The sequence below is a fragment of the Pseudoalteromonas luteoviolacea genome (assembly GCF_018100925.1).
GTDB lineage: Bacteria > Pseudomonadota > Gammaproteobacteria > Enterobacterales > Alteromonadaceae > Pseudoalteromonas > Pseudoalteromonas obscura.
Genome location: NZ_JAGJEH010000008.1, coordinates 98,818 through 112,959 on the forward strand (window position 1 = coordinate 98,818; position 14,142 = coordinate 112,959).

General features: G+C 43.1%; 17 protein-coding genes. 14 read left to right on the plus strand and 3 right to left on the minus strand.

Features of this window, described 5'->3' with window-relative positions; all coding sequences use genetic code 11:
• The first annotated feature begins 213 nt into the window (after positions 1-213).
• From J8M00_RS17815 to murA, 7 genes are read left to right on the plus strand one after another with little or no spacing between them, the layout of a single operon-like run.
• A complete protein-coding gene (locus J8M00_RS17815) occupies positions 214-1,029 on the plus strand; it encodes an ATP-binding cassette domain-containing protein (protein ID WP_211011883.1) in 816 nt (271 codons plus the stop codon).
• Between the two features lie 2 nt (positions 1,030-1,031).
• Positions 1,032-1,808, plus strand: a complete 777-nt coding sequence (gene mlaE / locus J8M00_RS17820; protein ID WP_211011884.1) for a lipid asymmetry maintenance ABC transporter permease subunit MlaE — start codon at positions 1,032-1,034, stop codon at positions 1,806-1,808.
• A 13-nt stretch (positions 1,809-1,821) separates the two neighbouring features.
• Entirely contained in the window at positions 1,822-2,367 is a 546-nt protein-coding gene (gene mlaD, locus J8M00_RS17825; protein ID WP_211011885.1) for an outer membrane lipid asymmetry maintenance protein MlaD, read from the plus strand.
• Between the two features lie 6 nt (positions 2,368-2,373).
• Entirely contained in the window at positions 2,374-3,057 is a 684-nt protein-coding gene (locus tag J8M00_RS17830; RefSeq protein WP_211011886.1) for an MlaC/ttg2D family ABC transporter substrate-binding protein, read from the plus strand.
• Positions 3,050-3,343 carry an STAS domain-containing protein gene (locus J8M00_RS17835; protein WP_036974894.1) on the plus strand — a complete coding sequence of 98 codons (294 nt, stop codon included), beginning with the start codon at positions 3,050-3,052 and terminating at the stop codon, positions 3,341-3,343. Before J8M00_RS17830 ends, J8M00_RS17835 begins: the two co-directional genes overlap by 8 nt.
• Positions 3,344-3,348: 5 nt before the next feature.
• Positions 3,349-3,606 carry a BolA family protein gene (locus J8M00_RS17840; protein WP_039608173.1) on the plus strand — a complete coding sequence of 86 codons (258 nt, stop codon included), beginning with the start codon at positions 3,349-3,351 and terminating at the stop codon, positions 3,604-3,606.
• Between the two features lie 12 nt (positions 3,607-3,618).
• Positions 3,619-4,884 (plus strand): UDP-N-acetylglucosamine 1-carboxyvinyltransferase, encoded by a 1,266-nt coding sequence (gene murA, locus J8M00_RS17845; RefSeq protein WP_211011887.1) that lies wholly within the window; start codon positions 3,619-3,621, stop codon positions 4,882-4,884.
• Positions 4,885-4,971: 87 nt separating this feature from the next.
• On the opposite strand, the gene J8M00_RS17850 is transcribed toward murA, so the two are convergent.
• From J8M00_RS17850 to J8M00_RS17860, 3 genes are all read right to left on the minus strand, one after another.
• Positions 4,972-5,913 (minus strand): trypsin-like peptidase domain-containing protein, encoded by a 942-nt coding sequence (locus J8M00_RS17850; RefSeq protein ID WP_247687453.1) that lies wholly within the window; start codon positions 5,911-5,913, stop codon positions 4,972-4,974.
• Between the two features lie 235 nt (positions 5,914-6,148).
• Entirely contained in the window at positions 6,149-7,501 is a 1,353-nt protein-coding gene (locus J8M00_RS17855) for a DegQ family serine endoprotease (protein WP_211011889.1), read from the minus strand.
• A 175-nt stretch (positions 7,502-7,676) separates the two neighbouring features.
• Positions 7,677-8,132, minus strand: coding sequence for a ZapG family protein (locus J8M00_RS17860; protein WP_211011890.1), 456 nt, complete (start codon positions 8,130-8,132; stop codon positions 7,677-7,679).
• Positions 8,133-8,271: 139 nt separating this feature from the next.
• Between J8M00_RS17860 and zapE the strand changes: the two genes are divergently transcribed.
• From zapE to J8M00_RS17895, 7 genes are all read left to right on the plus strand, one after another.
• On the plus strand, positions 8,272-9,360 hold the full coding sequence (gene zapE, locus J8M00_RS17865) for a cell division protein ZapE (protein ID WP_211012107.1): 1,089 nt from the start codon (positions 8,272-8,274) through the stop codon (positions 9,358-9,360).
• 222 nt (positions 9,361-9,582) lie between these two features.
• The gene (gene rplM / locus J8M00_RS17870; protein WP_023397225.1) at positions 9,583-10,011 is read left to right on the plus strand and encodes a 50S ribosomal protein L13; all 429 of its coding nucleotides are present in this window, start codon (positions 9,583-9,585) and stop codon (positions 10,009-10,011) included.
• 8 nt (positions 10,012-10,019) lie between these two features.
• Positions 10,020-10,412 carry a 30S ribosomal protein S9 gene (gene rpsI / locus J8M00_RS17875; RefSeq protein WP_145925054.1) on the plus strand — a complete coding sequence of 131 codons (393 nt, stop codon included), beginning with the start codon at positions 10,020-10,022 and terminating at the stop codon, positions 10,410-10,412.
• Between the two features lie 255 nt (positions 10,413-10,667).
• A complete protein-coding gene (locus J8M00_RS17880) occupies positions 10,668-10,973 on the plus strand; it encodes a hypothetical protein (protein ID WP_211011891.1) in 306 nt (101 codons plus the stop codon).
• 441 nt (positions 10,974-11,414) lie between these two features.
• A complete protein-coding gene (gene petA, locus J8M00_RS17885; protein ID WP_023397222.1) occupies positions 11,415-12,005 on the plus strand; it encodes a ubiquinol-cytochrome c reductase iron-sulfur subunit in 591 nt (196 codons plus the stop codon).
• 107 nt (positions 12,006-12,112) lie between these two features.
• Positions 12,113-13,336 carry a cytochrome b gene (locus J8M00_RS17890; RefSeq protein WP_211012108.1) on the plus strand — a complete coding sequence of 408 codons (1,224 nt, stop codon included), beginning with the start codon at positions 12,113-12,115 and terminating at the stop codon, positions 13,334-13,336.
• Entirely contained in the window at positions 13,333-14,070 is a 738-nt protein-coding gene (locus J8M00_RS17895; protein WP_023397220.1) for a cytochrome c1, read from the plus strand. The genes J8M00_RS17890 and J8M00_RS17895 overlap by 4 nt, the downstream gene beginning before the upstream one ends.
• Positions 14,071-14,142 lie beyond the last annotated feature (72 nt).

The following is a 14,142-nucleotide window of genomic DNA, read 5'->3' on the forward strand; positions in this document are numbered from 1 at the left end:
AATACAGTGCGGTAAATATTATCAAATGCGTTGTCAAATGTATAAATAATCTGATCTTGATAGAGCAATACTGTAGATAGGTAAACGGATAAATTTACGTGATACGGCGATATTCAACGTTTTGTAACCATGTCCATTACAAAATTTTACCAATTTGCATTTTCCATCTTGGTGTAAAAAAACGTATTATTCACCAATTGGTGAAATCGATATATGGAGAGCGACTTGTCGCAGTCAATCGTTGAAGTCAAGGATGTAACCTTTTCTCGCGGTGATAGGGTCATATATAAAAATATGAGCTTTTCAGTGCCTAGAGGTAAAATTACAGCCATCATGGGGCCTAGTGGTATTGGTAAAACAACCATGTTGCGCTTGATAGGTGGTCAACTTCGCCCAGATAGTGGCGATATTACGTTTATGGGCTCAAGTGTGCCTGCTATGTCTCGTTCTGAGTTATATCAAGCACGAAAACAAATGAGCATGCTATTCCAAAGTGGCGCACTTTTTACCGACATGTCCGTTTTTGACAATGTTGCTTTTCCACTACGTGAACACACCCAGCTAAGCGAAGACTTAATTCGTCTTATTGTATTAATGAAGTTGCAAGCGGTTGGCTTACGCGGTGCGCGATCACTTATGCCAGCAGAGCTCTCAGGCGGTATGGCTAGACGAGCTGCACTAGCAAGGGCAATTGCGCTAGACCCTGAACTCATTATGTATGATGAGCCTTTTGCCGGGCAGGATCCAATCTCAATGGGCGTGCTGGTCAGAATGATTAAATCTCTGAATGAAGTGTTAGGGCTTTCATCACTCATCGTGACCCATGATGTCACAGAAGTACTCAGTATTGCTGATCATGTTGTTATTATCGCAGAGCAGGGGGTTATTGGCAGTGGCTCTCCGGAACAGATGCTGGCTCATAGCTCCCCGCTTGTGCAGCAATTCTTGCAGGGATTGTCGGATGGTCCTGTCCCGTTTCATTATAAAGCTGCGCCGTATGAACAGGAATTATTGGATGGAGGCGTATAAGCGTGGATTTTTTACAAAAGTTAGGACATAAAACGCTCAGCCGCTTTGCATCTATCGGTCGAGCAACACAAATGTTGCTAGGGGCACTGTTGAATGTTCCCAACCTTCGACAAGGTGCTCCTTTACTGATAAAGCAGCTTTACATGGTGGGTCACCAGTCTCTTTTGATCATCATGGTATCCGGTCTATTTATCGGAATGGTGCTAGCGCTTCAAGGCTACACGGTGTTAGTTGGTTATGGTGCTGAAGACAGTTTGGGGCCGTTGGTAGCTCTGAGCTTGTTGCGAGAACTTGGTCCTGTTGTGACAGCATTATTATTTGCCGGCCGTGCCGGTAGTGCTTTAACTGCCGAAATAGGCTTAATGAAAGCAACCGAGCAACTATCTAGTTTAGAAATGATGGCTGTAGACCCTTTGAAGCGAGTTGTAGCACCTCGTTTTTGGGCCGGTTTTATCAGTATGCCTTTACTGGCATTGATATTTTCCGCTGTGGCAATTATAGGCGCACATTTAGTCGGTGTTGATTGGTTAGGCGTCGATTCAGGAAGCTTTTGGTCAATTATGCAGTCTCAGGTTTCGCTGCAACAAGATATAATGAATGGTCTTATAAAAAGTTTTGTCTTTGCGTTAATCGTTACGTGGATCGCATTGTATAAAGGTTATGATTGTATCCCTACTTCAGAAGGGATAAGCAAGGCGACAACGGAAACCGTTGTGCATTCTTCACTGGCTGTTTTAGGCTTTGATTTTGTATTAACAGCAGTGATGTTTTCGAGTTAAGGGTTAGGAAAAAATGAATACACGGAAAATAGAAATTTTAGTTGGCTTATTTGTAGCCTTAGGTGTCGCTGCGTTTGTTATGCTTGCAATGAAAGTAGCTAATGCAGGGATCAGTGGTAATGGCGAAACATATAGACTGGAAGCCAAATTTGACAATATCGGCTCGTTAAAAACCCGCGCCCCAATTAAGGTCGGTGGTGTTGTCATTGGTCGTGTTGACGGCATTCAAATTCACCCAGAAGAATTTGTCCCAGTTGTGAGCATGAGCATTGATAAAACGTATGAATGTCAGTTCTCAGACACGACTTCGGTGTCCATTTTGACTTCGGGCATACTGGGGGAGCAGTACCTGGGTATTTCGCCTGTCATTGCTTCTGAATCTGCAAAGCAAACGTGTTTAGGGAATGAAGTTTCAGCACAGGATGAAGTAGATTTAGACGATCTCTTTGGTGTTGAAAGTCTAGCGCTTAAAGACGGCGATGCGATAACGGATACTAAGTCAGCACTCGTATTAGAAGAACTGATAGGTCAATTCTTGTTTAATCAAAGCAGCGAGTAAGCAGATATGTCGAAGAATCATTTTTTTGTTGTGAGCATTTTTATTCTCTCGTTGTTGGTATCGTTCGCCAATGCGATGCAGGTTGACTTGAAAGACCCGTATAAAATGGTTCAACAGGTTGCAGAAAATACGTTTCAACGAGTAGCGAAAGATCAAAATATTATTGCCAAAGATAAAGAACATTTAAGAGTGATCGTTGAGCAGGAGCTTTTACCTTATATTGACTATAAATATGCGGCTTACAGAGTCTTGGGTAGCTATATTCAAAAAGTGCGCACGATTAAAGATAAGGAAGAGAAAAAGCAAGCGGTACAAAACATCAAGGTATTCATTGAGGTGTTTAAATCGTATTTGGTTGCAACTTACGCGGGCGTATTTACACAGTACACAGATCAAAAAGTAGAGTTTGAAGCACCGCGTGCTATAGGCGACGCGAATGTGGCCACAGTAAAAACAAGGATCATTGAAGCTGGTAAACCTGATATCAAAATTGATTTTAAGGTACGTAAAAACAAAAAGGGCGAGTGGCGCGCATTTGATATGATGGCAGAAGGGATCAGTCTACTTGATGCGAAACAAAGTGAGTTACACGGTATATTGCGTCAACAGGGGATTGAACATGTGATCTCGCTGTTGGAAAAGAAAAGTCAGCTGCCGGTTCAGTTTAGAGGGGATGATGGAAATGCCTAATCTGCACTTTACCAAGGTTGCTGATGATACCGTCGCGGTTAAAGGTGAATTGACTCGTGACACACTGATAAATGAATCACTTCTTAATCAATTGTTAGAAAATGCGCAGTCAGAGCTGTATTTTGACCTTTGTGAGGTCTCAAGGGTTGACACCGCGGGTTTAGCTTGGTTAATTCACTCTTTAGGAAAATTGAAACAACAAGGCACGCGCCTTGAGTTAAAGAATAGACCTGAGCAATTGCAAAATTTGATGGAATTGGGGCAGGTCACAACCTTATTTGAGTGAGTCCAATGGAAACGAATCAAGTCGAAACTGTTTTACAACAATCTTTGACCTTAGAAGAAGTGAAAGTAAAAGCGAATGGCAGTCACTACGAAGTGATTGCCGTTGGTGAGTGTTTTGATGGACTAAGACGCGTTAAAAGAGAGCAAATGGTATACGCCCCACTGATGGAAGTGATCAAAGATGGGACAATACATGCAGTAAGCATAAAAGCATTCACACCTACCGAGTGGCAGCGCGAGCAGAAGTTCATTTTGCCACAATAATTAGGAGCCACAATGGATCAATTTGTAATCCAAGGTGGCACCACTTTAAACGGTGAAGTCACTATATCTGGAGCCAAGAATGCGGCTCTCCCTATCTTATTTGCTGCATTACTTGCAGATGGCAAAAGTACTTTTAGTAACGTACCTCAGTTGCGTGATATTGTTACGACAGAAGCGCTACTGCGGACACTTGGAGCCGAAGTAAATTGGCGCGGAGAGCTACTGGAAGTAGATGGACGCTGTGTTGACAAAGTACTGGCTCCTTATGAGCTCGTCAAGCAAATGCGTGCGTCTGTTTTAGCCCTAGGGCCACTTTTGGCGCGTTTTGGTAAAGCACAGGTCTCACTGCCTGGAGGGTGTGCCATTGGTGCTCGTCCGGTTGATTTACATATCTCAGGCCTTGAAAAAATGGGCGCTCAAATTAGCGTAGAGAACGGTTATATCAATGCTCAAACGCCACAGGGGAAGCGCTTGCAAGGCGCGGAAGTTTTCATGGAGACCGTGTCTGTCGGTGCAACAGAAAACCTGCTAATGGCTGCTACTTTGGCTGAGGGGACCACTGTGTTAGAAAACGCAGCGCGCGAACCTGAGATCATCAACTTAGCACTGTGCTTGACAGCCATGGGTGCCAAGATTCAAGGAGCGGGCTCAAGCCGCATTGAAATACAAGGTGTTGAAAAGCTAGATGGCTGTGAGCATAAAATCCTACCCGATCGTATTGAAACAGGGACATTTTTAGTCGCTGCGGCAATGAGCAAAGGTGAAGTGTTATGTCGCAATACCGATCACGCTAGCCTCGAGCCAGTACTTGAAAAGCTTCGTCAAGCCAATGCCGCAGTTGAGGTCAATGGCGATAGCATTTTTGTTAGTATGAAAAACCGAGATCTGAAAGCTGTAAATATCAAGACCATGCCACACCCTGGTTTTCCGACAGATATGCAAGCACAATTTACGGCACTCAATGTGGTTGCAAATGGCAGTGCGACGATTACTGAAACAATTTTTGAGAATCGCTTTATGCATGTGCCAGAGCTTCAGCGAATGGGCGCTAATATTCGTCTAGAAGGGAATACTGCAATTTGTGATGAAACCACGCATTTATCGGGTGCACAAGTGATGGCAACGGATCTGCGTGCTTCAGCAAGCTTGATTTTAACGGGCATTGTCGCGCAAGGCGAAACTGTAGTTGATCGCATTTATCATGTTGATAGAGGCTATCAAAAAATAGAAGACAAGCTCAGTCGTCTTGGGGCAAATATTCGTCGCAAGCACAACTAACATTGCGCGCCAAGTGAAGAAACTCACCATAGTTGGATAAACCAATTATGGTGTCGTTTCATAGCTCGCGTTTTCTAGATAGAAGCGCTAGTAAATAGGGGTTTCGAGTTCGACGACCTCGACCATAAATACGAGGCGCTCTCCATTACGATTCACTTCAAACTCAAGCTCGGTACCTGGCTCTGTGTTGCCAATGGTACGCAGCGTTTTTTGCGGGTTGGTAATAGCATTTCCCGCAACTTTGGTGACAATGTCTCCATCTTTCATACCCGCTTGCCATACTGGACCTAGAGGGTCAAGCTCACTGATCCGCAATCCCATGATCGGAGTGTAGACATCGGTAATAACCTGCCCCTTGTTATCCACTGCTGTGCCTTTGAAGCCCAAATAGCCCCGAATAACGCGGCCATCTTCAATGATTTTAGTCATAACATCCTTGGCAAGCCGGTAGGGTACAGCAAAGGAGATACCTTCAATATCAATGTTGTACCGCGTGGTAAATTGAGCAGATGTAATACCCACTAAGGTGCCATTTGAGTTGACCAGAGCGCCACCTGAATTACCAACGTTGACCGCGGCATCGGTTTGCAACAGGCTATTATATTGGCTGTCCGTTAAAGTCTGTTTACCTGTTGCACTGATTATCCCTTGTGTGATGGTTTGCCCAAGGTTGAGCGGGTTGCCGATGGCCAGTACTACGTCCCCAATACGCGGAATTAAATTGTCATTCATTGGGATAACTGGCAGATGATCTTCATTTACTTTGATAACCGCGAGATCAGTAATGGTGTCAAATCCGATCAGCACACCATAATATTGTCTGCCATCGGGCAGTAAGACAATGATTTGATCTGCACTATTGATGACATGGTAGTTCGTCAATATGTAGCCATCCGAGCTCATTATCACACCTGACCCCAATTCTTGAATGCGATTTTGACGTTTAAATCGAGGCACTGAACTAAAGCTTTCAGAAAATATAGTGACAACAGCGGGCGCTGCTCGGCTAACACCATTGGCAAAACTCATTTGCTGAACAGTGTATGGCACGTTTAAATTGGCTGCTTTTTCTCTTAACTCAGGTTTTAACCAGAGGATAAAAAATGCAATACCGAGCCCTATCAAAGCGGGGACGAGAATAAATCTAATAAATTGAAGCACGGTTTATTGTTATACGTATTTAATTTTGTGATAAAGCTATCATGACACAAAACAACGCAGCGGCAAGAGCCGCTGCGCAATTCTAGCTGTTTTTTGTAGCTCTTTACTGAATTAGATAGAAAACAGAGTCTCTCCCACGTTTAATGCCCAATACAATGTTGCCTTGAATATCGTCAATCAGACTTTTCATTTCTCTGACTGTGGTTACTCGCTGGCGGTTAACTTGCATTATCACATCACCTTCTTGTAGCCCGACTCGAGCAGCTGGCGAACGCTCATCAATGCTGACAACTACAATACCTTGGTTGCCATTGCGCTCATTACTTTCAAGTACCGCACCTCGTAAGCTTGGATGGATCCGGTCAGCCTGAGCTTGTCGTTCATTTTGACCTTGTAATTTAACATCTAAGGTACGTTTTTTACCGTCGCGGTAAATGCCCACTTCAATTTCACGGCCTTCTCCAAGGGTCGCGATTTTTCCGCGCAACTCTTCAATACTTTCGACTTTGTCGCCATCAACACTGGTAATAACATCATTTGCTTTAACACCTGCTTCAGCAGCCGCTGAATCAGGGGTGACCTCTTGAATATAAACCCCTTGTTTGACATCAAACCCTTGGGCTTCAGCAAGGCCTGCATTGAGTGTGCGACCTACAATACCAAGAGAACCACGCCTTACTTGACCATACTCGATGATTTGATCGACCAGATTTTTCATCATGTTGGACGGGATGGCAAAGCCTATTCCAACATTGCCGCCTGAAGCGCCAAGGATCGCGGTGTTGATACCAATCAGTTCACCTTTTAAGTTGACTAATGCGCCGCCCGAATTCCCCTGATTGATTGCTGCATCGGTTTGAATAAAATCTTCATAACCCTCTATGTTTAGGCCACTGCGACCAAGTGCGCTGACGATACCTGATGTTACTGTGTGGCTAAGGCCAAACGGGTTACCGATGGCAACTGAAAAATCACCGACACGGAGTTTGTCTGAATCAGCGAGCTTTACTTCGGTGAGATCTTCGTTGTCAATCTGAAGTAACGCAATATCAGATTCTTTGTCAGCACCGATTAATTTAGCTTTAAATTCTCGGCCATCCTTGAGCGTTACAATAATATTGTCCGCTTCGTCAACCACATGGTTATTGGTGACAACATAGCCTTCATCGGCATCAATTATCACCCCTGAGCCTAAGCCGCTAAAAGGACGTTTTTGTGTTCGAGGTGCAGGGTTGCCGAAGAAAAAATCGAACGGGTCAACGCGGCGGCGTACTTCTTTGGCGCCTGAAACTTGGATGCTCACAACACCAGGTGTTACGCGCTCTAACATTGGCGCAAGCGTCGGCATTTGTTGACCATCGACCGCAACGGGTAGCCTAGCTTCTGCGCTTTGTGGAAGCAAAAGTAAGCTGGAAGAGAAAAGCGCTGCGGATAATAAAGTTAATTTTAATTTCATAGTCTGGAAATTCTCCTAAATAACAGCGTTAAACACATCACTTTTACTGCTTATTAAACAGCAGTTTATAATACCTTTTAAGCGGTATGATGTGAGTCAGAATTAAAGAGCGGGTAGCACCCGCTCTGTTATTCGGTGGTTATTTCTAAAGACTATGAGGTCGAAAAAAAGTTCATCAAGAAGTTTTTAATTGCTCGCTTTTTGCGCGATCATCGTTAAATAAACCGCTTTCTCCTTCGGCATAATCAACGGGTTGTTGATGGTGAGTTGACTCACTATTGCGCCTTTTTTCAGGTCTTGCGCGCAATGATGCTTGAAGTTGTTCAGTGGTCTCTTTAGAGAAAAACGGCTCATTTGAGTGGCTGCGCTTTTCCTCGAGTAAAAGCTGGTTGGTGTCTTCTACATGCTGAAGTAGTTGGCTGTAATTGTCCTGCATTTTGCCAACTAACTTTTTAGTATTTGCTAAGTGGTCTGCGACATCCTGCCTATATTGTTCCAAATTTTGCTCAGCTTGCTGTGCTTGCTGTTCTAATTCTTCATGTTTGAACTGCTTTTTGGTAAAGAGTGAACCTAAGAAAAATGCACTGATCGCCACGATGATCAATAAGCCCAACCATGCAATTGTTGTCATATTTACTCCTGTGTAAGGTGAGTGTCACCTAATTACTTTTACTAAAATGCTATCTATCGATAGGTTAAATATACGCTGAGATTGGATGCGTGTTAATATATTGGGCAAATAAAACTGCTCTGTTCAATAAAAAAATATGATGACGCCGTGGGAAAAGTATCAACAAGATCTTACAAGAGATGATTTTCAGTACGACAGTGCGCAAGAGAATGCCGTAAAGCATTTACAGCGTTTATATGACGATTTGATATCTCAACCGCCTGAACCAAAAGGTTTCTTTGCTAAACTTTTTGGCAAAAAGCAAATAGAGCCAGTAAAAGGGCTCTATTTTTGGGGAGGAGTAGGTCGTGGTAAAACGTATTTGGTCGACACTTTTTATGAAGCTTTACCCAGTGACAGAAAAATGCGTGTGCACTTTCACCGCTTTATGCATCGCGTTCACGATGAATTAAAAAAACTCAAAGAGGTTAAAAACCCACTCAACGTTGTAGCCGACATATTTAAGTCAGAGACGGACATCATTTGCTTCGATGAGTTTTTTGTCCAAGATATTACCGATGCAATGTTATTAGGTGGCTTGATGGAGGCGTTGTTTGAACGTGGGATAGTCCTTGTTGCAACGTCCAATATTGTGCCCGATGAGTTGTATCGTAATGGTTTGCAGCGGGCGCGATTTTTGCCAGCTATAGCGCTTGTTAAAGCCAATACAGAAATTGTGAATGTGGATTCTGGTATTGATTATCGATTACGGACGTTGGAATCCGCGGAAATTTTCCATAGTCCGCTTGATGCACAGGCCGATGACAATTTATTTGAGTACTTTGATAAGTTGTCACCAGAACCAGGCGTGCTTGACGCTGAAATTGAAATCGAAGGGCGCATGATTAAAACGCGCAAGGTGTCAGATTGCATTGCCATGTTTGATTTTACGCAGTTATGTGAAACGGCACGTTCACAGGTGGATTATATGGAGATTAGCCGTTTATATAACACGGTTATCTTGTCGAATGTAAAACAAATGGGCCAGTCAAACGACGATGCTGCACGGCGTTTTATTGCCTTGGTCGATGAGTTCTACGAGCGCAATGTGACTTTGATCATTTCTTCGGAAGCACCTATTGATGACATTTATACACAAGGCACATTAAACTTTGAATTCAGGCGTTGTATCAGTCGTTTACAAGAGATGCAATCCCTTGAATACCTGTCACGAGAACACTTAGCTTAATTAAATAACATTTCTAGTGGAAAAATCAGCCACACGCTGGTTTTTCCCAGTTACCCTTGCTATAATCCGCGGCCTGCCACGTTGCGTTCTATAGCCCTCGTCGGCTTAGCCACCGACTTGAGCGGCAAAAAAGTCTTAAACTCGAAGGGGTTGAAGCACCATTAGTAGAGCGGTAGTCCTTTGACTACCAGTGGTTTTAACTGAAAACTTTGGATTTTATAAATGAAAACGTTTGTTGCTAAACCAGAAACTGTAAAACGTGACTGGTACGTAGTTGACGCTGAAGGTAAAACTTTAGGTCGTATTGCTACTGAAATCGCTGCTCGCCTTCGCGGTAAGCACAAGGCTGAGTACACTCCACATGTTGACACTGGTGATTACATCATCGTTATCAACGCTGAAAAAGTTACTGTAACTGGTAACAAAGCTCAGCAGAAAATGTACTACGCTCACTCTGGTTATCCAGGTGGTCTTAAGTCTGTTAACTTCGAAAAACTTCAAGCTAAAAAGCCTGAAATGATCATCGAAAAAGCAGTTAAAGGCATGTTACCTCGCGGTCCTCTAGGTCGTGAAATGTTCCGTAAACTTAAAGTTTACGCTGGTAACGAGCACAACCATGCGGCACAACAGCCTCAGGTTCTAGACATTTAAGGAGCACTATCATGGCAAATCAATACTACGGTACAGGTCGTCGTAAAAGTTCAAGTGCTCGCGTATTCTTACGCCCAGGCACTGGCAACATCGTAATTAATCAACGTTCTATCGAAGAATACTTCGGTCGTGAAACTTCTCGCATGGTTGTTCGTCAGCCACTAGAGCTAGTTGAACTAACTGAGAAGTTTGACCTTTACATCACTGTTGCAGGTGGTGGTATGACTGGTCAAGCTGGCGCAATCCGCCACGGTATCACTCGTGCTCTTATGGAGTTTGACGAGTCACTACGTCCTACTCTACGTAAAGCTGGCTTCGTTACTCGTGACGCTCGTCGCGTTGAACGTAAGAAAGTTGGTCTTAAGAAAGCACGTAAGAAGACACAGTTCTCAAAACGTTAATTTATTACGTTTCAGAATTTGCAAAAACCCAGCCTTGTGCTGGGTTTTTTGTTTTAAACACTATTGTGGTGTTTTAACTATTGGTACAATTGCGATTAACCGCGTTTCATTCACTTGTGGGTGCGATTGTAACGAGAGGTGAACAGCCACAATTTGTTGGGTGCCTTCGATTTAAAAAGTTCCGTTTAAGCGAGCCAAAGACGAATTTTGTGGTTTTATATTTTTAAAATAACGACAAAAATTAAAGGAATTGTCATGAAATACCTTCTTAGTATTTTTATTTTAGTATCTACATTTGCAGTTCAAGCAGAGGTGACCTGTAAGGGCAAAATTATTAAATTGGTGAAGTGGACAGACAAGAATCAAGCTGCGATTTATTTAGATAATACAAACACCCGCTGGATTTTATTACCTGACGATCAAACTTCATTGTCCATGGCATTGACCGCATATGCAGCGGGAAAAGAGGTTGCACTATATTGGCGAGATCGTGATGTAACCAGTTGTTCAGCTGGCTGGGAGCACTATCGCAAATTGAATGGCTACTTTTTAATTCAATAGTGATACTCAAGCGTAAAAGCAAAGCGGTTTATTCCGCTTTGTCTGTCCTCTAAAAATTCCTGCTGTACTATTTTAAACTTTCTAAAATGCCTAAATGTTATTTTTAGGTTGACCAATTTATCACCATTTCTCTGCTACACTTGCAGGGCAAGTAAATTATTCGCGATATAGTCTGATTAATTTTTCATTCATTTGAAAAGAGGTTGATCTTGGTCAGGGAATCATTGCGAAAGACGTCATATCATAACCTGTCGTTTCTAGTCTTGGCTGTTTATTGAAGCGCTTAGCACTTTATATGGTCATCATTAGAATAGTAATAACCTTGTTAAATAAATGGTTTTTACTAATGATCGCGTCTATTTTGAAATATCTTAAAATTAACCTGCTGTAACTGATGTTCTCAATATAGCAAGTGTTGAGGATCATAGTGGAGATAAGTGGATGAGCAATGCGCCTGTTGACAACAGCCGACGCCGTTTTTTAACTATCGCTACCTCTGTCGTAGGTGGTGTTGGTGCGGTTGGAGCTGCTGTTCCTTTTATTGCGTCTTGGAATCCAAGTGAGCGTGCTAAATCTGCAGGGGCTCCTGTAGAAGTGGACATAAGCAAACTTGAGCCTGGACAACTAATTCGTGTTGAGTGGCGAGGGAAACCTGTGTGGGTTATCTATCGTACACCAAAAATGCTAGAACAAATGAAACAACACGAAGATCAACTTCGTGACCCCAACTCCAACGAGGCACAACAGTTGGACTCGGCCAAAAACAGCTACCGCTCAAAACGAGAGGAGATTTTTGTTGCAGTTGGGATCTGTACCCACTTGGGTTGTTCTCCAACGTTTATGAATGGTGGATTCGGCGAGAAAGTGGAAGGTACGGCAGATGGCTTTTTCTGTCCATGCCATGGTTCTAAATTCGACATGGCTGGACGTGTTTTCCAAAATGTTCCAGCGCCGTTGAATTTGGAAGTACCACCATACACCTTCCTTGATGACACCACAATTCTTGTGGGCGAAGAAGAAGAGGTGGCATAATGGCAACTAAATATGAAGAACAAAGCCCGGCTGTAGATGCGCCGAGCAAGCAATCTAGCGATGGTGTTGTCAGCTCTGTGGTAGGCTGGATCAACGATCGCATTCCTATGACGCGTGTGTGGAATATGCACATTGCGCAGTACCCAGCTCCGAAAAACTTCAATTTTTGGTATTTATTTGGTTCATTAGCGATTTTGGTTTTGGTTAACCAAATTGTTACGGGGATTTGGTTGACAATGAACTTTGTACCTTCAGCTGAAGGTGCATTTGCTTCCGTTGAATATATCATGCGGGACGTAGAATACGGTTGGCTATTGAGGTATCTCCACTCCACAGGTGCTTCTGCATTCTTTGTAGTCGTATACTTGCATATGTTCCGTGGCATGATTTATGGATCTTATCAAAAGCCAAGAGAGTTGTTATGGCTCTTTGGCATGTTGATATTTCTTGCCTTGATGGCTGAAGCCTTTATGGGTTATCTATTGCCTTGGGGTCAGATGTCATTTTGGGGTGCACAGGTTATCATTTCGCTGTTCGGTGCGATCCCGTTTGTCGGTGAAGATCTTACTCTTTGGATCCGCGGTGATTACGTGATTTCTGGTGCAACGCTAAATCGCTTTTTTGCACTGCATGTTATTGCGTTGCCACTGGTGCTGGTAATATTGGTTTTCCTTCATATTGTTGCGCTGCATGAGGTGGGCTCTAACAACCCTGATGGTGTAGAGATCAAGCGCAAAAAAGGGTCTGTTGCTGAAGAAGACAAACCTAAGTTTGAATTTCATGAATATTACACTAGTAAAAAAGACATTGTTGATGCTATTCCATTCCACCCTTATTACACCGTAAAGGACGTCTTGGGTGTTGCTGGTTTCCTTATTTTGTTCTGTTGGGTGGTGTTCTTCATGCCTGAAATGAATGGTTTCTTCTTAGAAGCGCCAAACTTCGAAGCGGCAAATCCACTTAAAACACCAGAACATATCTTCCCTGTTTGGTATTTTACGCCTTTCTATGCGATTTTACGTGCTATTCCTGATAAACTATTTGGCGTAGTGGCGATGGGCGCCTCCATTGTTATGCTGGCATTATTGCCGTGGCTAGATAGAGGTAAGGTGCGCTCCATTCGTTATCGCAGTATTTGGCACAAGTTAAATATCGCACAGTTTGTAGTGACCTTCTTAATTTTGGGTTGGGCAGGAGCTACACCACAGACGGTATTTTCGACAATCTTGTCGCAAATTTGTACTGTGACGTATTTCATGTTCTTTGTACTGTTATATTTCTATTCAAAGAATGAAGCGACGAAGCCACTACCGACGAGGTTGACGAAATGATGAAAAAGCTATTAATCGGTTTATTCGCATTGTTGCCAACCTTTGCAATGGCAGCAGGTCCATCTGTTCCGCTTATGGACGCTAATATTGATTTGAGGGACAATGCATCTTTGCAGCGTGGCGCTAAACTATTTATGAATTACTGTTTAGGTTGTCACCAGATGCAATATCAACGTTATGAGCGCACCTTTCGTGACATTGGTATCCCTGTTGAAATAGGTAAAGAGACATTAATCTTTGATGACTCTAAAGTAGGTTCGCACATCCTTAACTCAATGTCTCAGGATGATGCTGCCAAATGGTTTGGTGCGGCACCGCCAGATTTAACGTTGATATCTCGAGTTAAATCACCAAATTATATCTATACCTACTTGAAGTCATTTTATAAAGATGAGTCTCGTCCTTTTGGTGTGAATAATGTTGTATTTCCACTAGTGGGAATGCCTCACGTTCTACAAGAACTTCAGGGCTTACCAACGGCGATAACAGAAGATGTCGTTGAAAATGGTGAGACTGTAACCAAAATTGTGGGTGTCGAAACTGACGGCTCCGGTGAGATGAGTGATGACGAATACGATCAAGCAGCAAGGGATCTCACTAACTTTTTAGCGTATGTGGGTGAGCCTTCTCGATTAGAATCAGAAGCAATAGGTATCAAAGTGCTTGGATTCTTGGTAATCTTCTTCATCTTAGCTTTCTTATTGAAGAAAGAGTACTGGAGAGACGTTCATTAATTTGAACACTCAATGGTGATTATAGGTAATAGGGGCGCATGCCCCTATTGCTGTTTAAAGTGATTTGATTAC